18 protein-coding genes and 1 tRNA gene are annotated in these 18880 nt (G+C 63.9%); 11 read left to right on the top strand and 8 right to left on the bottom strand.

All coding sequences use genetic code 11. The features are described 5' to 3' along the window. Window position 1: 1 nt before the first annotated feature. On the top strand, window positions 2-1711 hold the full coding sequence (locus tag EHO51_RS14945; RefSeq protein ID WP_124739555.1) for a serine/threonine-protein kinase: 1710 nt from the start codon (window positions 2-4) through the stop codon (window positions 1709-1711). Here the strand turns inward: EHO51_RS14945 and EHO51_RS14940 are convergent. Further along, window positions 1686-2024, bottom strand: coding sequence for a hypothetical protein (locus EHO51_RS14940; RefSeq protein WP_124739554.1), 339 nt, complete (start codon window positions 2022-2024; stop codon window positions 1686-1688). The two genes, EHO51_RS14945 and EHO51_RS14940, sit on opposite strands and share 26 nt — an antisense overlap. A 206-nt stretch (window positions 2025-2230) precedes the next feature. Here EHO51_RS14940 and EHO51_RS14935 point away from each other — a divergent pair, with 206 nt between their 5' ends. The 3 genes from EHO51_RS14935 to EHO51_RS14925 all read left to right on the top strand — a co-directional run bounded on the left by EHO51_RS14935 (window position 2231) and on the right by EHO51_RS14925 (window position 6761). Continuing rightward, complete coding sequence (locus tag EHO51_RS14935; RefSeq protein WP_124739553.1) at window positions 2231-3271, top strand: alpha/beta hydrolase; 1041 nt, start codon at window positions 2231-2233, stop codon at window positions 3269-3271. A gap of 156 nt (window positions 3272-3427) precedes the next feature. Beyond that, a complete protein-coding gene (locus tag EHO51_RS14930; RefSeq protein WP_124739552.1) occupies window positions 3428-5548 on the top strand; it encodes a L,D-transpeptidase family protein in 2121 nt (706 codons plus the stop codon). Window positions 5549-5714: 166 nt separating this feature from the next. Then, window positions 5715-6761, top strand: a complete 1047-nt coding sequence (locus EHO51_RS14925) for a class I SAM-dependent methyltransferase (protein ID WP_124739551.1) — start codon at window positions 5715-5717, stop codon at window positions 6759-6761. Between the two features lie 58 nt (window positions 6762-6819). Here the strand turns inward: EHO51_RS14925 and EHO51_RS14920 are convergent, their stop codons facing one another. Together EHO51_RS14920 and EHO51_RS14910 are read right to left on the bottom strand one after the other, a co-directional pair. Then, entirely contained in the window at window positions 6820-7254 is a 435-nt protein-coding gene (locus tag EHO51_RS14920) for a cupin domain-containing protein (RefSeq protein ID WP_245434617.1), read from the bottom strand. A 207-nt stretch (window positions 7255-7461) separates the two neighbouring features. Continuing rightward, window positions 7462-8574: an SbmA/BacA-like family transporter gene (locus EHO51_RS14910; protein ID WP_124739549.1), complete on the bottom strand. Its 1113-nt coding sequence runs from the start codon at window positions 8572-8574 to the stop codon at window positions 7462-7464. Between the two features lie 642 nt (window positions 8575-9216). Here EHO51_RS14910 and EHO51_RS14905 point away from each other — a divergent pair. Together EHO51_RS14905 and EHO51_RS14900 are read left to right on the top strand one after the other, a co-directional pair. Further along, window positions 9217-9441, top strand: coding sequence for an antitoxin MazE family protein (locus EHO51_RS14905; protein WP_124739548.1), 225 nt, complete (start codon window positions 9217-9219; stop codon window positions 9439-9441). Then, a complete protein-coding gene (locus EHO51_RS14900; protein ID WP_124739547.1) occupies window positions 9438-9809 on the top strand; it encodes a type II toxin-antitoxin system PemK/MazF family toxin in 372 nt (123 codons plus the stop codon). The genes EHO51_RS14905 and EHO51_RS14900 overlap by 4 nt, the downstream gene beginning before the upstream one ends. Window positions 9810-9916: 107 nt before the next feature. Here the strand turns inward: EHO51_RS14900 and EHO51_RS14895 are convergent. After that, window positions 9917-10006, bottom strand: a tRNA-Ser gene (locus EHO51_RS14895). A 123-nt stretch (window positions 10007-10129) separates the two neighbouring features. Here EHO51_RS14895 and EHO51_RS14890 point away from each other — a divergent pair. Both EHO51_RS14890 and msrA read left to right on the top strand, forming a co-directional pair. Then, complete coding sequence (locus EHO51_RS14890) at window positions 10130-10447, top strand: hypothetical protein (protein ID WP_124739546.1); 318 nt, start codon at window positions 10130-10132, stop codon at window positions 10445-10447. 32 nt (window positions 10448-10479) lie between these two features. Further along, on the top strand, window positions 10480-11127 hold the full coding sequence (gene msrA, locus EHO51_RS14885) for a peptide-methionine (S)-S-oxide reductase MsrA (protein WP_124739545.1): 648 nt from the start codon (window positions 10480-10482) through the stop codon (window positions 11125-11127). Window positions 11128-11241: 114 nt separating this feature from the next. Here the strand turns inward: msrA and mepA are convergent, their stop codons facing one another. Then, window positions 11242-12198, bottom strand: coding sequence for a penicillin-insensitive murein endopeptidase (mepA, locus tag EHO51_RS14880; RefSeq protein WP_124739544.1), 957 nt, complete (start codon window positions 12196-12198; stop codon window positions 11242-11244). 157 nt (window positions 12199-12355) lie between these two features. Here mepA and EHO51_RS14875 point away from each other — a divergent pair, with 157 nt between their 5' ends. The 3 genes from EHO51_RS14875 to EHO51_RS14865 all read left to right on the top strand — a co-directional run bounded on the left by EHO51_RS14875 (window position 12356) and on the right by EHO51_RS14865 (window position 15090). Further along, window positions 12356-12907, top strand: coding sequence for a L,D-transpeptidase (locus EHO51_RS14875; RefSeq protein ID WP_124739543.1), 552 nt, complete (start codon window positions 12356-12358; stop codon window positions 12905-12907). A 243-nt stretch (window positions 12908-13150) separates the two neighbouring features. Further along, the gene (locus EHO51_RS14870) at window positions 13151-14146 is read left to right on the top strand and encodes a hypothetical protein (protein ID WP_124740179.1); all 996 of its coding nucleotides are present in this window, start codon (window positions 13151-13153) and stop codon (window positions 14144-14146) included. Next, a complete protein-coding gene (locus EHO51_RS14865) occupies window positions 14143-15090 on the top strand; it encodes a heparan-alpha-glucosaminide N-acetyltransferase (RefSeq protein ID WP_124739542.1) in 948 nt (315 codons plus the stop codon). Before EHO51_RS14870 ends, EHO51_RS14865 begins: the two co-directional genes overlap by 4 nt. A 193-nt stretch (window positions 15091-15283) precedes the next feature. Here EHO51_RS14865 and trpB read toward each other — a convergent pair whose 3' ends face one another. From trpB to EHO51_RS14850, 3 genes are all read right to left on the bottom strand, one after another. Next, entirely contained in the window at window positions 15284-16522 is a 1239-nt protein-coding gene (trpB, locus tag EHO51_RS14860; protein ID WP_124739541.1) for a tryptophan synthase subunit beta, read from the bottom strand. A 189-nt stretch (window positions 16523-16711) separates the two neighbouring features. Beyond that, on the bottom strand, window positions 16712-17356 hold the full coding sequence (locus EHO51_RS14855) for a phosphoribosylanthranilate isomerase (RefSeq protein ID WP_245434615.1): 645 nt from the start codon (window positions 17354-17356) through the stop codon (window positions 16712-16714). A 66-nt stretch (window positions 17357-17422) separates the two neighbouring features. Then, window positions 17423-18835 (bottom strand): mannose-1-phosphate guanylyltransferase/mannose-6-phosphate isomerase, encoded by a 1413-nt coding sequence (locus EHO51_RS14850; RefSeq protein ID WP_124739539.1) that lies wholly within the window; start codon window positions 18833-18835, stop codon window positions 17423-17425. Window positions 18836-18880: the final 45 nt, after the last annotated feature.

Here is an 18880-nt window from a genome sequence, read left to right as displayed (position 1 = left end):
CATGACCGACCCGCAAATGATCGGACATTATCGCATCGTCAAGCTGCTCGGCGTCGGCGCGATGGGCAAGGTGCACGCCGCGCTCGACACCTTCCTCGAGCGCGAAGTCGCGATCAAATCCCTGCGCGCGGAGCTCACGCAGGACCCCGACTTCGTCGGACGATTCCGCGCCGAAGCGACGAGTCTCGCTAAACTCAACCACCCCAACATCACGACGCTCTATTCGCCGGTGCTGCAAGGCAGCGACCTCTACATGGTCATGGAGCTCGTAAACGGCCGGCCGCTCGACGAGATCTTGAGGGAGCGCGGCAAGCCGCTCGGCGTCAAGGAAAGTCTCGCCATCATCGCGCAGGCGGCGGACGGACTCGCCTATGCGCATCAGATGGGCGTCATTCATCGCGACATTAAGCCGTCGAACCTCATGGTCGCGGACGACGGCCGAATCAAAATCATGGATTTCGGCATCGCGCGGGTGCGCGGCAGCGTGCGTCTGACGCGCGCCGGCACGGCGGTCGGCACGCCGCTTTACATGTCGCCCGAGCAGTGCCGCGGCGGCGAAGGCGACGAGAGGAGCGATCTCTATTCGTTGGCCGTCGTGCTTTACGAGATGCTTGCCGGCGCGCCGCCCTTTTCCGGCGCGACCGAATATGATCTCACTCAGGCGCAGATCCACGCCGAGGCGCCGCCGCTCGTGCCGCGCATATCGGGCGTCACGCCGGAAATTGAATCGGCGATCATGACGGCGCTGTCGAAACGTCCGGAGCAACGCTTCCCGAATATGCGCGCCTTCAGCGACGCGCTCGGCGCCACGGCCCTGCGCATCGACGCCTCGAGCATTATTCGAAGCGCGGGACATCTCGTCCAGGATTCGACGGCCGAGCGCGACGTGCCGACGCCTGAGCGCATGTCGACGAAGCTTATCGCCCTTGCGAAAAGTCGCAGCGCGACGCTCGTGCGCCGCTTCAAGCGGCTGCATCCTGCGGCGCAAGGCGCTTCCCTCGGCATCGCGGCAGCGGCGCTCGCCACCTTGGCTTTTCTCGCGCTGATCGAGCCGTCGTCGCCAGCACGGGACGAACGCCAGAGCCGAATCGATCCAGGCGACGGCGACCACCGCCCCATCAGCAAAGTCAATGATGCGCCGATCGCTCGGAGCGGCGACTGCAATTCGCAGTTCGCGACGCGGAACGATCCTTTGGGCTGCAATTGGCGCCAGCCATCCTCTTCAAACTCGAGCGCTTCGATTTCCGAGCTGCGCGCGGCGATGAAGGATCGCGGACGATGGGACGTCGCCTTCCCTCTTGCGCAAAAACTGGCGGAGTCCGGCGACAAGGAGGCGCAGTATTACCTCGCCACTCTCTACGCCAAGGCGCCGGGCCGGCAGAATTTCTCGGAGGCCTTCAACTGGTTCAAAAAATCCGCCATGCAGGGCTATGCCGACGCGCAGGCGTCGCTCGGCGTCATGTACAAGGACGGCATGACGCCCGACGGCAGGCAAGACCCGACCGAAGCGGTGCGTTGGTTTGAGCAGGCAGAAACGCAAAACAACGGCAGAGCGCAATATTGGCTCGGCGAAGCCTATGAGAAGGGCCTGGCAGGACTGGACGTTAGTCGCAGCAAGGCCGAAGAACTCTATTACAAGGCGAGTTTGCAGGACGTCCCCGACGCCGCGGAAGCCTTGCAGAGACTCAAGCGGCGACGCGGCCGGCGTTAAAGTCCGCCTTTGCTGAACTGTCCGCCGCCGCCAGAACCGCCGCCTCCATCGCCACCCCCGCCCCCGCCGCCATGACGGCGACGGTTCGCGACACGTACGCGTCCGCGATGACGCGCGTAATGGCGGCGCGCATGATAATGATGGTAGCCGCCAGAATGTCGGCGGTGAAATCGGAAGCGAAACCCTCCGAGCATCGCGCCAATGAGACCCAGCTGCGCGGACGCCGGCTCCGGCTCCACAATGACAAGAGGCAGCGTGAAAGCGCCGAGCAAGAGAGCTCGGCGCGAAAGCCGACGGTCGGCGCCGTCGTCATTGTCAGTCATGGAACTCGCCCCCGCAGACGGTAGGCGATGATATTGTTCTCGCGGCTGCGTCCTGTCAATTTGCCGCGCGCTTCGTCAGAGATCGCATCGGTTCTTGGAAAATCGCGCTCAGGCCGACGGTCGGCGTTGGCCGCGTCTTTCACAATGTCGTGGATGCAGGATATTCCCGAAGCCGCAAAGATTTGGAGCAGGGATAATGGGGGACATTGACAATCGCGGCGCCGCGCCGTCCGACTTTGTCGACGCGCGCGCGGACGGACCGGGAGTCGTCCGCGTCTTTGAAGATGATCCAGCCGCGCCCTTCTATCGATTGCTGTCGAAACTGCGCGCGCCCGTCGCGATGCGAGACATGATGATGGCGCCTGTGCGCGCCTGCTACAGAGGCGAGGGGCTGGCGATCGACCCGGCGGAACTGCCGCCGGGCGCCGCGCAGCTCTATCCGCAGGTCTCGGTTTCGACGCTCGCCGTTCCTTCGGACGCGGGGCCGATCCGCTGCGAATGTTATGCGCCGCCCGGCGACGGCCCGAAACCGCTGATGCTGTACGTGCATGGCGGCGGCTTTGTCGTCGGACGATCCGAGGACACCGCCTATGTCACCAGCCGCATCGCCGCCGAAAACAACGTCATCGTGGTCAGCGTCAATTATCGCTGGGCGCCCGAATGGCCCTTCCCAGCCGGCCTCGACGATTGCATGGCGGTTTTGCGCTGGATGCGCGATAGAGGCGCGGACATCGGCGGCGACGCATCGCGCATATTGGTCTGCGGCGATTCCGCCGGAGGCAATCTCGCGGCGGCGGCGCCGCTAAGAGGTCGCGAGGAACGCATATCCATTCTCGCGGCCGTGCTTTTATGTCCGGTCACGGATTTTCACTTCGAAGAATTTCCCTCCTTCGAGCGGCTGGCGCCGACCGGCGTTGTGATCGACGCCGCCTTCATGGGATTTGCGCGCGGCGCCTATCTCACAAAGCTCGAGCAGTGGCGAAATCCCTGGGCGAGCCCGGCGCTCGGCGATTTGAACGGCTACCCGCGAACGCTGCTCGTCAGCGGAACCGCAGATCCGCTTGTCGACGACAATCGCGCCTTTGCGGACAGATTGACGGCGGCGGGGGTCGAGGTCACGCATTTCATTGGCGAGGCCATGCCGCACGGCTTCTATTTCTTCCCGGGCATATTGAAGGAGACCGACGCAGCTTTCGCGGCGATCGCGAAATTCCTCCCGGCGGCGCTCCAAGCCTAAGTCAAAACAACGCTCTCTTTGCTGCGCACGAAGCAAAGCTCAAGCATTGGGTCTTGATCTTGGTTGCTGTTTGGCCACGCATTAGCCATTCATTATCGTTTAAATAAGAAATTCGCCTTAGTACCGAAGGTGCTCAACCGCAGTTTGGAGCGGCACATGCGCTTGCGAACGCGCTCTCGCGCCCGGCTTTTTTCGAAGGTGGCGGTGACCGCCGCCGCGACGCTCGGCTTGGCGCGGACGCCTGCCGTGGCGCAGTACTATTATTTCTGGGGCGACCGCGAGCCTCTCATCAATGCGGTTCCTGAGCCAGAGCGCATCGCTCGCCCGCAACGCCCGGCCGCGCGAAAAAAGATCTCCCGTCCAGCGAGCGACAAAAGCGGCGCAGAGCCTTCGCGCGACGCCAAGCCGGAGGCTGCACGGCTCGATCGGCCGCTCTTCGTCGTCGCCTCCATCGCCGACCAGCAGGTGTCGATCTACAACCATAGCGGCTTGGTCGCCCGTTCCGCGATCTCGACAGGCATTGCCGGACATCCGACGCCCAAAGGCATTTTCTCCATCATCGGCCGCGAGCGGTTCCACCGATCCAACATCTATTCCAGCGCGCCGATGCCCTTCATGCAGCGGATCACCTGGTCCGGCATCGCCATGCATCTTGGAGTCGTGCCGGGACATCCGGCCTCGCATGGCTGCATCCGGCTTCCCGCCGCATTCGCGGCGAAGCTCTGGGGCATGACCAGAATCGGCGAGCGGGTCGTGATCTCGCCGCATGACGTGTTTCCCGCCGAATTCGAACACCCCTTGCTGCCTGCGCCTATGATGCGCGCGTCCGTAGAAGCAGAAAAAGCCGCGCCAGGGGGCGACCCTCAGCCTGCCAACGTGGCCGCAGATCGCCCCGCCCAGCCTCAGGCGGAGCAGCCCAAAGCCAACGCCGGCGGTGAAGGCGACGCGCGGCGCGAAAAAGCTGAGCAGCCCAAGGCCGAAACCAGCGAAACTGTCGCGAGAATTGCAGACCCGCAGAAGCAGCCCCTCGCCGCGACCGACCAGCCGGCGGCCAGACCGCAGCAGCCGGCCACTCAAGCCGACGCCGTCGCCGACGCGATTGGAGCCGGTTCCAAGCAAGCCGAGCAGCCCAAGGCGGAAGCCGGCGCTGAGGTCGCGGCCGATACAGCCGCGCCCGCTGCAGACTGGCAGCAGCCGGACTCCGCCGACGCGGCGTCGAAGACGGAGCAGGATTCGGAGCAGCTCAAATCCGGAACCACGGCAGAGAAATCGGCATCGTCGGTCCCCGCAACCCCAGCCCCCGTCGCTGAGCGCCTGACGGTAAACCCGCATCAATATGCCCAGCGACTCAAGGCCAAGGCCCAGGCTGACGCCGCCGCCGCCAGCAAGGCGATCAAGGCTTTGTCCGCTGAAGTGGTCATCAAGCAGAAAGAGGCTGCGCGCGCCGCGGCCGAGCTCCGCGCCGCAAAGGCCGCGCAGGCCTTGGCCGTCGTCAAGGCGGACGCGGCTGCGGCCTCCTATGACGCTGCTAAGGCCGCGGCCAACAGCCAGCAGGAGCCGGCCGTAACGGCGGAACGCGGCGCGTCGGCGGGCGACGAGCAGGCCAAAGCCAGAGCCGACCGTCTGACGAGAGCCTATGGCGAAGCTCTCCTCGCTGAGGACGCGGCGCTGCTGATTCAGACGAACGCCAGCTCCGCGTTGGCCGAAGCCACGGCAAAGCTCGAACAGGCGGGCGCGGCCGTCGTCGCCGGGGAATCGGATCTGGCGGACGCGGAGCGGCGTTTGGATGAGGCGAGAACGACCGCCGCCGCCGCCTCAACCGCTCAAAGAGAAGCCGAGCGGCGGTTGGCGCCCATCTCGGTGCTGATCAGCAAGAAGGATCGGCGGATCTATGTTCGCCAGGGCCTGTCGCCGCTTTTCGATGCGCCAATCGAGATCCGCGATCCGGACGCGCCGCTCGGCTCGCATCTTTATATTGCGACGGCGGCCAAGGAGGACGGGAGTTCGCTCAAATGGTCGGTCCTGTCGATGCCGGAAGCGCAGACGGAGCGCAGGAAGAATCTGGCGTCGGCCGATGCTAAAGCCGACATATCCTGGGATTGGCGCCCTGCGAGCGCGAGCCCGTCCGAGGCGCTGGAGCGCGTCGACATCCCGAAAGACGTACGCGACCGGATCGCGGAGCGGCTATGGACTGGGGCGTCGCTCATCATCTCGGACCAGCCGGTCAGCGGCGAGACCGGAAACGACGGCACGGATCTGACGATCAAATTGCGCTAGCCCGCTCGCGCCGCGCTTCATCGTTCTCCCGCGCGCGACGGCGATATTGCTCGGCAGTTGGAAGCTGCGCCTGTATCCTCCCGGCGTCATGCCCGCGAGCGCTGTAGAGGCGCTGAGCGCAATTTCCCAAGGCGCGCCTGCGTCCATCCACAATGAGAGGTGAGCGATGAACCTGGACATGAACAAGCTCGACTCGCTGCTCGGAACGGTCGTCAATGAACTGGGCGCCGCCTCCAACGCGGCTCTGGTGATCATCGGAGACAAGCTCGGCCTGTTCCGCGCGCTCTCGCAAGGCGCCGCCACCTCCGCCGAACTCGCCGACAAGACCGGCACGCATGAGCGCTATGTGCGCGAATGGCTTTCCGCGCAAGCGGCTTCCGGCTTCGTCGATTATGACGCGAAGGCGCATAAATTTTCGATGTCGCCCGAGCAGACCGCGGTGTTTGCCGCCGAGGACAGCCCCGCCTTCATGGTGGGAGGCTTTAGCCTGATGTCGGCGATTTTTCACGACGAACCCAAACTCGCCGAGGCCTTCAAAAGCGGAAAGGGCATGCATTGGGGCGACCATTGCAATTGTCTGTTCTGCGGCGTCGAGCGCTTCTTCCGGCCGGGCTACCGGACACATCTCGTCGCCGAATGGCTGCCGGCGCTTGACGGCGTCACCGCCAAGCTCGAGCGCGGCGCGAACGTCGCCGACGTTGGCTGCGGCCATGGCGTCTCGACCTTGCTCATGGCCGACGCCTTTCCGAATTCGGAATTTGTCGGGATCGACTACCACGAGGGTTCGATCGCGCACGCAAGGGAGAAGGCGAACGGTCGCAAGAACGTGCGCTTCGAAGTGGCGCGGGCGCAGGATTTCGCCGGCGCGCGCTACGACCTCGTGACGATGTTCGATTCGCTGCATGACATGGGCGATCCCGTCGGCGCCGTCGCGCATATCCGCGATGTTTTGGCGGACGACGGAACGCTGATGCTGATCGAACCCGCGGCCGGCGACAGCCTTGCGGAAAATCTAAACCCTGTTGGGCGGGTCTATTATGCCGGCTCGACCCACATCTGCGTGCCGACGTCGCTCAATCAGGACGTCGGACTCGCGCTCGGCGCGCAAGCCGGCGCAAAGCGCATCGGCGAGGTCGTGCGCGAAGGCGGCTTCTCCCATTTCCGCAAGGCGGCGGCGACGCCCTTCAACATGATCCTCGAGGCGCGGCTCTAACGCGACACGTAAACGCTTCGCGGATGTCTAACGGACGGGCGTCGTGTTCTGACTGCCGTTACGGCGCCGCTGGCCGATTGATCGTGACGTCGCCGCCGGGCGGCAATTGATCGATGACCAGCAATTTGACCGGAACGGCCCCGACCGTCGCGCCGAAATGCCAGCTGTCGACGCTCTCTATGACGAATTCTCCAGCGTGATAGACGCGCGACGCGGAATCGCCCTGCTGGACCATCAGCTGCCCTTCAAGAATATAGGCATAGCGCTGATACGGATGCTTATGTTCCGGCAATCTGACGCCGGGCTCCAGAGTGTACATCGAAGCCACGACCTCCAAGGGCCCCTGCGGAAGCGTGATCGGCTGCCCGGTGGCGGTTTTTGTCGCCCTGGCGATTTCCGTCACGACCTCGGCTGGCGCAGGCTCCTTCGCGACGGCCGCCCCGACCATATTGAAAGCGACGCTCAGGACCGCGACAAACCCCAGGCGAATCATCTGCTGCTCCGTTCGCAATCTGCTTCTTGCATTCGCCATATAGACACCGTTTCCGCGATCGCCGGTTCTTTTAAACCGCCATGCCGAATATCTTGCCGAGCACCGCCGCCCGCAGCCAGCCGCTGCGCTGGACGAGATGACTCTCCCTGTGGATGCGAAGTGGGCTCATGTTCCCTCTTGGTCGGCGCCGCGTCGCGAGCGCATGCGCTATTCCCGTGTCGTGTCGATCGCTAAATCAAGCGCCGCGACGCGCCGCGCCGAAGCCGACCAGTTCGCGATGCTCAGGGCGTTGTCGGCGAGCCAATTGAGGGAAAGCTGCACCTGCAAAAAGGCCGCGGCCGCCTGCATCAGATCTCCGAGCGTCAGATCGCCGGCAAGATATTTCGGCGCGCCAAGCAACAGGGGGACCGCGGGAGCCAGTAGATTGTTGGCGTGCGTTAAAAAGACGATCTTTGTCTGCCCCTGGATCACGCGCCCCCAGGTTGTTGCGAGCAGAAAGAGAAATCTGTCGAACGGGTTCCCGCTCTTGGCGTCGATCTCGGGCAGCCGATCCGGAATGATCGGAACCCCCTTAACGACGGGATGGCGCAGGTAATCGCCAATATCGCGGTCGATGTCATCGTCGACTTCCACCACCGCTCTCGACTCGAACTCATGACGGGCGCGGGTGAGCGCATAGCGGAAGTTCCCCTCCGCCGCGGCCTTTGCTTCGACGCTCGCCACCAGCGGTCGCCCGAGCACCCACATGCAAAACGACGTCACCACTGAATAGACGAAGACCGCGAGCACCAGATAGCCGGGGATGACCACGCCGAGAAACTCATAGGAGCCCCCGACTTGCCAGAGAACGAGGATGAAGGCGGCCGAAACCAAGAAAATATTGATGACGCCTCCGGCGAGATCGACAAAAAGATCGATCGCCAGCCGACCGTCATCGGCGATGCGGGCTTCCGGATTATCGATTGCGGGGGATATGGCGCAAGCCTGGCGCGATTCGTTGACAAGCCATTTCTCGATGAGCGAGGCGGTGAGCCACAATCGCCAGTTGACCTGAAGCCGCATACGAAACTGCGTTGTGGCGATTGAGGCAAGACCGACGCCGACGGCCAGAATGGCGAGTTGCAGAATTCCCCCGGTCACTTCATCGACTTTATGCGTTTGAAGCGCGTCGAAGAAACTCTTGCTCCAGCGATTCACCGCCAGAGCCATGTAAGTGTTCACGACCAGGCAGATGAGGAATCCAACCGAGAGAACCCACGCCGGGCGTTGCGTCTGGCCTTTCCAATAGCCCATCGCAAGCCAGAGGAACCGCTGAATCACGTCGTTCCCTTTTAGCGAGATTTGTGAGATCGGCTCGAGGATTGCGCTGCGCGCGCGCGCGACAAGACCCTATTCATGCTTCGCTTTGTATCTGGTCTGGGCGCAGCAGGAAATGCGAATGGCTCTCGGAAGCGTTTGGCGCCCGGCGCGACGTTCTCAGACGGACCGATGAGCTGGCGCGAGGACGAAGAGCGCCGAAGGGCGTCGACGTCGGGCTTCAGATCATTTGTGGCGAAGTATTGGGGTTCAACGTCATGGAAACATGGTGACGACGACTCGCCATTGTCTTTTAGCAATTTAGTTGCAAACGCATTCAGCAAATTATCCCGGTGGGCTACGACCGATAGCGCGATGACTACGTCTTCGCTTTGGCTCTATGAGGCGTCTATTCTGATCGCAACGCATCGCCCTTTTGGGCGCGCGCCAATGACAACTCGACGATTCTACCCGCAACCCATTCCACGCGCCACGACGCGGGCTGGGTATTCCGCGTGTCGGTCGGATGGCGTTACGTTGCAGACGAAGTTATCCAATGATTTCAAGTAGCTTTAGGCATATTTTCGGGCGCCTCCGGTTGGAATTCGCTTCCCATATCCAGCGCTGAGTGATAGGTTACATGTAACTGAATAGGAGAACAAGCCAATGGCGGCGGCGAGAGGCGCGAAGCCGACGCGCGTGAAGGTGCAGGAGCATCGCGAGCGGCTGCGCGCGCAGGGCCTGCGGCCGATCCAGATTTGGGTGCCTGACGTGCGCGCATCGTCCTTCCGGGCGGAGGCGCACCGGCAATCGCTGGCCGTAGCGGCCGGCGCCCATGCACGCGAGGATCAGGCGTTCATCGATGCAGCGTCCGACTGGGATGATGAATGAGGCGCGGAGACATCTGGACAGTCTCCGGCGGCAAGGACTATGCGGGCAAGCCACGCCCCGTCGTCATCGTGCAGGACGACGCCTTCGACGGGACGGACTCGATCACGATCTGCGCCTTCACCACGGACCCGACCGAAGCGCCGCTGTTCCGGCTGCCGGTAGAGCCGAACGAGCGCAACGGGCTGCGTTCCTCCTCCCGACTGATGGTGGACAAGATCACCACTGTTGCGAAGACCAAGGTGCGCGAGCGGATCGGGCGACTCGACGACGAGGACGTGGTCCGGCTCAACCAGGCCGTGATGGTGTTCCTAGGCCTGACAGTGTCGCCGAAGACGGCCCGGAAAGGCAATGATGGGAAGCGCCGCTGACCGCGAGGTCCGTATCATGAGATCAAAGAGCGATTTGCTCGGAACGCTTGCTGCCATTTCCGGCGCGAAAATCGGCGGCAAGCGGCGTTCGCAATTCTACTCTGAACTGGCGGAGGGGGCGGGATTCGAACCCGCGATACGGTTTCCCGCATACACACTTTCCAGGCGTGCGCCTTCAACCACTCGGCCACCCCTCCGCGAAGCGCGCACTATATTCACGCGCGACCGGAACGCAACGCCAAGCATGGACAGACGCGGCCGCGGCGCCTATTCTCCCCACGCTTTTCGACCGCGCATCATTACTTTCTAACGAAGAGACCATGCTGCGACTCCTCACAAGACTGATCGGCCTTCTCTTGCTCGCGGGCGGCTTCATCGCCCTCATCGTCGATGGCACACGCTCGATCGCCGCCGGCCGCGTCATGGTGACGAGCATCAGCAGGGGAACGGCGGCGGTGTTCCCCGGCCTCTACCAGTCGCTGCAGTCGAGCGTCGAGAATGTCTCGACCTTTCTGTGGGACCCGGTTTTGACCACGCTGATGCTGGCGCCGGTCAGCGTCGCCTTCGGCGGCGTCGGGGCCCTGCTGATCCTGCTCAGCCACCGGCGGTCGGCGCCTCTCTATTACGCACGGCGCTAGTTTCCCTCGAGCCGCCACACTATATCGGCGCCATGACGATCTTCGACGAACTCGGTCTTTCCAAACTGCTCGGGCCCATTCCCGACCGCGAAACGCCAGTGGCGCATGGGGCGCGCCATTTCGTTAACGGGCGGCCGCTCGACCCGCCGTTTCCGCTGGGGTCCGAACAGGTCCTCTTCGGCATGGGCTGCTTTTGGGGCGCGGAGCGCAAATTCTGGCAGGCGGGCGAGGGCGTCTATGTGACGGCGGTCGGCTACGCCGGCGGCGTGACGAAAAATCCCACCTATGATGACGTCTGCAGCGGCCGCACCGGCCATGCGGAGGTGGTGCGCGTCGTCTATCAGCCGCCGGCGATGAGCTTCGAACAGCTGTTGCGCATTTTTTGGGAAAGCCATGACCCGACGCAGGGCATGCGCCAGGGCAATGACGCCGGCACGCAATATCGCTCGGCCCTCTATGTTTCGACGCCGGAACAGCTCGCCGCCGCGAAGGACTCTCTCGCCATGTATCAACGCGTATTGACGCAGGCGAATCTCGGCGTGATCACGACGGAAATCCGCGAAAGTCCGCCGTTTTATTACGCCGAAGAGTATCACCAGCAGTATCTCGCCAAAAATCCCGGCGGCTACTGCGGACTCGGCGGAACCGGCATCGCCTGCCCGCTGGGCTCGTGCGACTAGAGCGCTTCCCGATCACATGGAATCATGTGATCGATAAGGAAACGCTCAAAATCAAAACATTGGCGCAGGTTCTCATCGAAAAAGTCTGTCAACTTTTTCGGGACCTGCTGAGTCCTATTGCGCGCGCAACACCTCGCGGCAGGCGGCGGGCAGGCCCGCCATGGTCATCGGCGGCCAGCTTTTCCCCGATTTCTTCGCGTGCAGCACACCGTCCTGGAACCACCAGGCGAGCGAGGCGTCGCAGCCGTCGCCGGCGGGCGTCGGGTCCTGGTCGCGGCAGTTGGAGCCGTTCGGGCAGTGAAGCCGGATGTGGAAATGGTAGTTGTGCCCATACATCGGCCGCACCTTGTGCATCCAGCTTTCGCCCTGCGCCGAGCGGCATAACGCGCGTTTGATCGCGGCGTTGACGAAGATGCGCTGCACGGCCGGCTCCATCGCCGCGGCGCGGATCAGGGCGATGTGGCCCGCGCTCCAGACCTCGGGACGAACGTCGAGCCCGTCGTCGCGCACCACGTCCGTCGACATCAACTCTTCGCGCTCTTCGCGGGTGAGTTCGCGGTTGGGCATCGGCGTCAGCCAGATGTCGGCGTCGAGCCCGATCTGATGCGACGCGTGTCCAGAGAGCATCGGCCCGCCGCGCGGTTGCGACAGATCGCCGACGAGCAGGCCTGGCCAGCCCGATTCGCGCGCCGCCTTCGACGAAAAATGTTTCAAAAAGGCGATGAGATTGGGATGTCCCCAATTGCGGTTGCGCGACAGGCGCATGACCTGCCAGTGGGGGCCGTTGATCGGAAGCGGCTCGCCGCCCGCGAGACAGCCGCGCGAATAGAAGCCGATCGGATCGGGATGGAGCGGCGCCGCCTCCTGCGCGCGGCCAAACAGTTCTCGCGCCGGCGTCACCGGACTGGAGGGATTGGCGAGCGGCGGCAGCGGCTTTGGATCGAGCACCCCTCTATCCTGCGCCAGAGCGCCATTTGTCGTCGCCAAGGACGCCAAGGACGCGAAGGACGCCAAGCCTGCTGAGGCGAACAGCGCCACGCGCAGCGCGCGCAATATCGAATTTGTCGTCATGGGCGTTTCGCCCCCAGTGTCGAAGAGCGCGTCGCCGGCGCAAAGGTTTGCGATTCATCCTTGCCGGGAAAGCTTACCGCTTCATTTAGCTTGATGGCGCGCCAAGCCACAGCAGAATGCCCGGCGCGGCGCCTGCGCGTTTGGTTAGGAGTCCATCATGCGTATTCCCGTCATCCTTCCTTTGATTCTTTGTCCGTTCGCGTGCGCGAGCGCGGCGAACGCCGCCGCCCACATCCACATCAATCTTTCGACGCAGACCATGCATGTGCAGTCTTCGTCGGGCAGCTATTCGTGGCCGGTGTCGACGGCCCGCGCCGGCTATTCTACGCCGCGCGGCTCGTTTGCGCCCACCGGCATGCAGCCCATGCATTATTCCCGAAAGTATCACATGTCGCCCATGCCCCACTCGATCTTTTTCCGCGGCGGCTATGCGATCCACGGGTCTTATGCGACGGGGATGCTCGGCCAACCGGCGTCGCACGGCTGCGTGCGCCTGTCGCCCGGCCACGCGGCGATGCTGTATCAAATGGTGCAGAATGAAGGGGGCCGCATTTCGATCACCGGCTCGCCGCCACACGGCCACTACTATGCCAGCGCGCGGCGGGGGAGCAGCGTCCACTATGCGTCCTCGCGCGGCCGTTCCTATTATGGCTCGGGCTACGCCGTCGCCGATCCTTTCGCCGCTTTGTTTGGCGGCGGCCTTTTCTGAACGCTTGGAGCGCTTCCCGGTCGCATGGAACATGTGACCGGTAAGGAAGCGCTCAAATCGAGCAGGTTCCTGTCGAAAAAGTCCGTCAACTTTTTCGGCGCCTGCTCAAGGCAAGGGCCCCTCCTAGCCGGGGGTCCTACTCCTTGTTTTCGCCTTTTGCGCCCCGTTAATGGATCGCGACGCTTGCCGCGCGCTTCCTTCGCGCGCGATAAGGAGTTCAAAAAGCAGCAAGGAATCTTCCAGTTGACCACATTCGATCGCCGCCGCTTTCTTTTGGGAGCCGGCGGCTTGGGGGCTGGCGGCTTGGCCTTCGCCGGCTCAGCCTCGGCACAGGCGCCGGACGCAGCCGAAGAGCTGCAAGTTCGCGTCGAGAATAATTCGGCCCCGGAACTCTGCGCCGAGAAGGACAATGTCGAGCTCGACTTCATCTCGCCGCGCGTGCGCAGTCTGCAGATCCAGGCCGTGCACCCCTCCTACATCAACACGATCGCCTCGGATCGCTGGGCACCCGACTGGTCGAGCTGCGATTTCACCGTGGACCCCAAGGCGTTTTCGCAAGCGCGCCGCAAGACCTTCTGGGAGACGCCGGAATTCTGGCTGACGGGATACACCTTTCCCTCCTTCTGGCGCCCCAACGACGTGCCGATCCGCGTCGGCGATTCCGTCGAGCACGGCTTCCATCTAATCCAGCTCTGGATGTGGCATCGCGAGCGCGCCGAAGAGATCATGGTGCTCTATCCGCCCGACGGCTATTGGCGCGCGCGGCCGCTGCCCTTCGACGACATGCGCTGGACGGCTTACGGCTCGTCCTTTCTCGTGGGGCCGGTCGAGACGCAGGAGCGGCCGATCGTCGATCTCGAGGAAATCGTCTTCGAGCCTCAATCGCGCAGCCTGATCCTCAAATTCAGGCGCGGCGGCGAAGGCCGCCTCTCGATCAAGAGCGTCGATCAGGACCGGATAACGCTCGACGTCTCCTTCAGTCAGGCGATGCCGAACGGATTGCCCTTCGCGGCGCTGCGGTCGATGTACGCCATGGAGACGATGAGCGACGCCGCCATCGTCGCCTGGCGCAGCAAGCGCGGCAAGAGCTGGGAGGAAGCGCCGGTCATTCGCTTTCCTGGCGCCAGCGCGACAGAAGTGTGGGTCGGCCGTCATCTGCCGTCGCGCCATAATCTTTCGGCGCCCGACATGGTGTTCAGCAAGTTCCAGGGCGCGCCGCCGGCGGCCGCGCGCCGATGAGTCAGGGCCGATGGTGGGCGCTCGACGCGGCGCGCGGGCTCGCCGTCCTAGCGATGGTGGTTTTTCACGTCATCTGGGATCTCGCGCATTTTGGCTATGCGCCGGCTAATCTCCCCTGGTCGGCGCCCGTTAAAATATTCGGCCATTCGATCGCTTTCGCCTTCCTCTTCATCGCGGGCGTCGCGCTGGTCCTGGCCAATCGGGAGCATATGCGCTGGCCGGCCTTCTGGCGCCGCTTCGCGCTCATCGCCGCGGCGGCGGCGCTGGTGACGGCCGGCACCTATGCGCTCTTTCCCACCTCCTATGTGTTCTTCGGCATTCTGCATTGCATCGCGGCCGCCAGCCTGATCGCGGTTCCCTTTCTTTTCGCGCGGTGGCCAGCCGCATTCGCTTGCGGCGCCTTTTTCGTTCTCGGCGGGGAATTCTTCGCGTCTTCCGCCTTCAACGCCGATTGGCTGCAATGGATCGGGCTTTCGACCAGCGAGCCGATGACCCAGGACTGGCGTCCACTGTTTCCCTGGGCCGGCGCGCTGCTGCTCGGCGTGGCGGCGGGAAAACTCGCTCTCCCCGTTTACGGGGAGAGGCTTGGCGTGAGCGGCGAAGGCGCTAACCCTCTCCCGACACATGCTAGGAGGGAATGGCTTCCCTTCCTCGGCCGGCACAGTCTTCTCATCTATCTCGCGCATCAGCCGGCGCTCTTCGCGCTCTTTATGGGACTCGCCTATCTCATTCCGCCCGCCGTCGACGCGACGGAATTCGTCGCCTCATGCGAAACGCGCTGCATGAATGAGGGCGGAGAAGGAAAGATCTGCCACGACGCCTGCACGTGCACGGCGCGGGAAGCGATCCGCAGCAAGGCGCTCGCCGGCGTGACCGACGAGGCAGAGCGCGGACGAAGTCTCAATGAGATCGCGCAGAGGTGCGTGGCGCGGGGCAATGAATGAGGGCGCGCTTGCCTTCTCCCGGCGCAAACCGGGTGTTCCCGGTTTGCGCATTGGGATGCCGAAGTCGGCAACAGCCGACTTCGGTTTGGGAGAAGGTGGCCCTCGCGTAGCGAGGGTCGGATGAGGGCCCCTCACCCGTCACGCGTTCCGCGTGACACCCTCTCCCGCAAGCGGGAGAGGGTTTCCGTCCCCTTCACATCCCGCCGAGATGCTCCGCGACCGTGAAAATATCCTTGTCGCCGCGGCCGCACATATTCATCACCATCAGATGATCGCGCGGCTTTTCCGCCGCGAGTTCGAACACTTTCGCCAGCGCGTGCGAGGGCTCGAGCGCGGGGATGATGCCCTCGAGTTTCGAGCACAGCTGAAAGGCGCTCAGCGCCTCCTGATCGGTGGCGTTCAGATATTTCACCCGGCCGATCTCATGCAGCCAGGAATGTTCGGGGCCGATGCCGGGGTAATCCAATCCCGCCGAAATCGAATGGCCTTCGAGAATCTGGCCGTCGTCGTCCATCAGAAGATAGGTGCGGTTGCCGTGCAGCACGCCCGGACGCCCGCCGGTGAGCGAGGCCGCATGGCCGTTCGGCACATGGACGCCATGGCCCGCCGCCTCGACGCCGTAGATCTCGACACTCGCGTCGTCGAGAAACGGATGGAACAGGCCGATGGCGTTGGAGCCGCCGCCGATGCAGGCGACGAGTGAATCGGGAAGCCGCCCCTCCATCTCCTGCATCTGAACGCGCGTCTCATTGCCGATGATCGACTGAAAATCGCGCACCATCGCCGGATAGGGATGCGGTCCCGCCGCCGTGCCGATGCAATAGAAAGTGTCGGCGACATTCGTCACCCAGTCGCGCAACGCCTCATTCATCGCGTCCTTCAAGGTCCGCGCGCCCGACTGCACGGGAATGACTTCGGCGCCGAGCATCTTCATCCGGAAGACGTTCGGCTTCTGCCGCTCGACGTCGACCGCGCCCATATAGACGACGCAGTCGAGGCCAAAGCGCGCGCAGGCGGTGGCGGTCGCGACGCCATGCTGGCCGGCGCCGGTCTCGGCGATGATGCGCTTCTTGCCCATGCGCCGCGCGAGCAGGATCTGCCCCAGCACATTATTGATCTTATGCGCGCCGGTGTGGTTGAGCTCGTCGCGCTTGAAATAGACCTTGGCGCCGTTGCCCTCGCCCGCGCGCTCCCGCACATAGTCGGTGATGCGCTCGGCGAAATAGAGCGGCGAGGGGCGCCCGACATAGTGCTTGTGGAGGCTCGTGAGCTCCTCGTGAAAAGCCGGATCGATCTTCGCCTTCTCGTACGCCGCTTCGAGGTCGAGCACGAGCGGCATGAGCGTTTCGGCGACGAAACGCCCGCCGAAAATGCCGAAGCGGCCGTTTTCATCCGGGCCGGCGCGGAAGGAATTGGGAAGCGGCTTGTTCACGGGGGGCGTCCTCGCTCTGCGTCGTTACCCCCTCCCCAGCCCTCCCCCGCTACGCGGGAGAGGGAGTCAGATTCGGCGCTTCATCGAGTTTCCCGCAATGCGGCTCGTTGGCGTCCCCTCTCCCGCGTAGCGGGGGAGGGACAGGGAGGGGGCCGATCCGTCGGCGCAGTCTTAAACTGTCAAACGCCGCTATGAAAGCCGAGCGGCGGCCAGGAAGGCTGCAATCTTCGCCGCGTCCTTGACGCCGCGTTCGCGCTCGACGCCGGAAGACACGTCCACCGCGCGGGCGCCGGTGAGGCGCATCGCTTCCGCCACATTCGCGGGCGTCAGCCCTCCCGAAAGCATCCAGCGTTTCGCAGCGACGCCGCGCAGCAGAGACCAGTCGAAAGCGACGCCGGCGCCGCCGGGAACCGCCGCGTTCGGCGCGGGCTTGGCGTCGAATAGAATGACGTCAGCGACGCCTTCATAGGCCCGCGCCGCCTCGACATCGGCGGCGGTCGCGACGCCCGCCGCCTTGATGACCGGCAGGCCGAAGCGCGCCTTCACCTCGGCGACCCGCGCCGGCGTCTCACTTCCGTGAAGCTGGAGATAGTCGGGCGCTAGCGCCTCGATGATGTCTTGAAGCGCGGCCTCGTCAGCGTCGACTGTGAGCGCGACTTTGCTGGTGCGATCCTGCGCGAGAAGGCCGAGCGTGCGGGCGGTCTCAAGATCGATATGGCGCGGGCTTTTCTCAAAAAAGACAAAGCCCGCCATGTCCGCGCCGGATTCGATCGCCGCGAGAAGCGTCTCGGGCGAGGACAGACCGCAGATTTTAACGATGGCTGATTGCGTCATAGCCGCGCTTGTCGCGGCCATCCACGCCGGCCGCTGCGGTTATTTTGCAAAATTGGCGCGGGTCGACTACCCCCGATTATAGGCGTCCTCGAAGCGGACGATATCGTCTTCGCCAAGATAGGAGCCCGTCTGCACTTCGATCAGCTCCAGATCGATCTTTCCGGGATTGGTCAGGCGGTGCTTGCTGCCGATCGGCAGATAGATCGACTCGTTCTCATGGACGAGATGGATTTCCTCGTCACGGCCGACCTCCGCCGTGCCGCGCACGACGATCCAATGTTCGGCGCGGTGGAAATGCTTCTGCAGCGACAGGCGCTGGCCGGGCTTCACCACGATGCGCTTCACTTGATAGCGCTGGCCTTCGTCGATCCCTTGATAGTACCCCCACGGCCGAAAAATGCGTTTGTGCTCGCCCGCTTCGCGGCGGTTTTCGCTGCGCAGCTGCTCAACGAGCTGTTTGACCTGATCGCCATGCTCATGGCTGAGCACCAGCACGGCGTCTTGCGTCGTCACGACGATGATGTCGTCGACGCCGACCACCGTCGTCAGCGTGTCCTCCGAGCGCACATGGACGTTGCGCGCATCCATGACGACGCCATGGCCGCGCACCGAATTGCCGTTTTCGTCGCGCTCCGACAATTCCCACACGGCGCGCCAAGTGCCGACGTCGGACCAGCCGATGTCGGCCGGAATCAACGCCGCCTTGTCGGTCTTCTCCATCACCGCGTAGTCGATCGATTTCTTCGGCGCATGCGCGAAGGCCTCGGCGTTCAAAATCAGGAAGCCGAGGTCCTGCCGGGCCGCTTCGATCGCGGCCTCGGCGGCGGCGAATATGCCGGGCTCGAACTGCGCGATCTCCGATTGCATGACGTCGGCGCGAAAAATGAAGTTGCCGCTGTTCCAGAGATAGCCGGCCTCGACATAGTCCTGCGCCGTCGCGCGGTCCGGCTTTTCGACAAAAGCGTCGAGTTTGTAGACCTCGCAACAGGTCTCGAGCGGCGCGCCGGGGCGTAGATAGCCGTATCCGGTCGCGGGGCCGTCGGGCTTGACGCCAAGCGTGACGATATAGCCTTCGGCGGCAGCGGCGCTCGCGCGCTTGCACAGATCCACGAGGCCCTGCGTGTCGCGCACGACATGGTCTGCGGCAAGCACGACGACAATGGTGTCGGGCGCGCGGCGCGCGGCGAGGCCCGCCGCGACGGCGACGGCCGGACCCGAGTCGCGGCGCGACGGCTCCAGCACGACATCGGCCTCCGCGCCGATCTCGCGCAGCTGGTCGGCGACGAGGAAGCGGTATTCCAAATTGGAGACGACGATTGGCCGTTCGAACGCCGGGTCGGCCAGCATCGCGATCGTCGTCTGGAAGGTGGAGCGCTCGCCCACGAGCGGAATGAACTGCTTGGGAAACGTCTCGCGCGACTCGGGCCACACCCGCGTCCCCGATCCGCCGCACATAATAACGGGCAGAATCTTCTTCATAAGCCCCTCTAAGCACTCGGCCGCGCCCGCCCCCGGGCAGCAATA

Source organism: Methylocystis rosea, from assembly GCF_003855495.1.
In the GTDB taxonomy this organism is placed as follows: domain Bacteria; phylum Pseudomonadota; class Alphaproteobacteria; order Rhizobiales; family Beijerinckiaceae; genus Methylocystis; species Methylocystis rosea_A.
The sequence above is the reverse complement of the archived record's forward strand: the minus strand, read 5'-3'. Positions and strand labels throughout refer to the sequence as shown.

Excerpts from the sequence above, each read along its gene's own strand:
- EHO51_RS14945 (WP_124739555.1), top strand. The coding sequence starts at position 2 with ATGACCGACCCGCAAATGATCGGACATTATCGCATCGTCAAGCTGCTC.
- EHO51_RS14940 (WP_124739554.1), bottom strand. The coding sequence starts at position 2,024 with ATGACGACGGCGCCGACCGTCGGCTTTCGCGCCGAGCTCTCTTGCTCG.
- EHO51_RS14935 (WP_124739553.1), top strand. The coding sequence starts at position 2,231 with ATGGGGGACATTGACAATCGCGGCGCCGCGCCGTCCGACTTTGTCGAC.
- EHO51_RS14930 (WP_124739552.1), top strand. The coding sequence starts at position 3,428 with ATGCGCTTGCGAACGCGCTCTCGCGCCCGGCTTTTTTCGAAGGTGGCG.
- EHO51_RS14925 (WP_124739551.1), top strand. The coding sequence starts at position 5,715 with ATGAACCTGGACATGAACAAGCTCGACTCGCTGCTCGGAACGGTCGTC.
- EHO51_RS14920 (WP_245434617.1), bottom strand. The coding sequence starts at position 7,254 with ATGATTCGCCTGGGGTTTGTCGCGGTCCTGAGCGTCGCTTTCAATATG.
- EHO51_RS14905 (WP_124739548.1), top strand. The coding sequence starts at position 9,217 with ATGGCGGCGGCGAGAGGCGCGAAGCCGACGCGCGTGAAGGTGCAGGAG.
- EHO51_RS14900 (WP_124739547.1), top strand. The coding sequence starts at position 9,438 with ATGAGGCGCGGAGACATCTGGACAGTCTCCGGCGGCAAGGACTATGCG.
- EHO51_RS14890 (WP_124739546.1), top strand. The coding sequence starts at position 10,130 with ATGCTGCGACTCCTCACAAGACTGATCGGCCTTCTCTTGCTCGCGGGC.
- msrA (WP_124739545.1), top strand. The coding sequence starts at position 10,480 with ATGACGATCTTCGACGAACTCGGTCTTTCCAAACTGCTCGGGCCCATT.
- mepA (WP_124739544.1), bottom strand. The coding sequence starts at position 12,198 with ATGACGACAAATTCGATATTGCGCGCGCTGCGCGTGGCGCTGTTCGCC.
- EHO51_RS14875 (WP_124739543.1), top strand. The coding sequence starts at position 12,356 with ATGCGTATTCCCGTCATCCTTCCTTTGATTCTTTGTCCGTTCGCGTGC.
- EHO51_RS14865 (WP_124739542.1), top strand. The coding sequence starts at position 14,143 with ATGAGTCAGGGCCGATGGTGGGCGCTCGACGCGGCGCGCGGGCTCGCC.
- EHO51_RS14855 (WP_245434615.1), bottom strand. The coding sequence starts at position 17,356 with ATGACGCAATCAGCCATCGTTAAAATCTGCGGTCTGTCCTCGCCCGAG.
- EHO51_RS14850 (WP_124739539.1), bottom strand. The coding sequence starts at position 18,835 with ATGAAGAAGATTCTGCCCGTTATTATGTGCGGCGGATCGGGGACGCGG.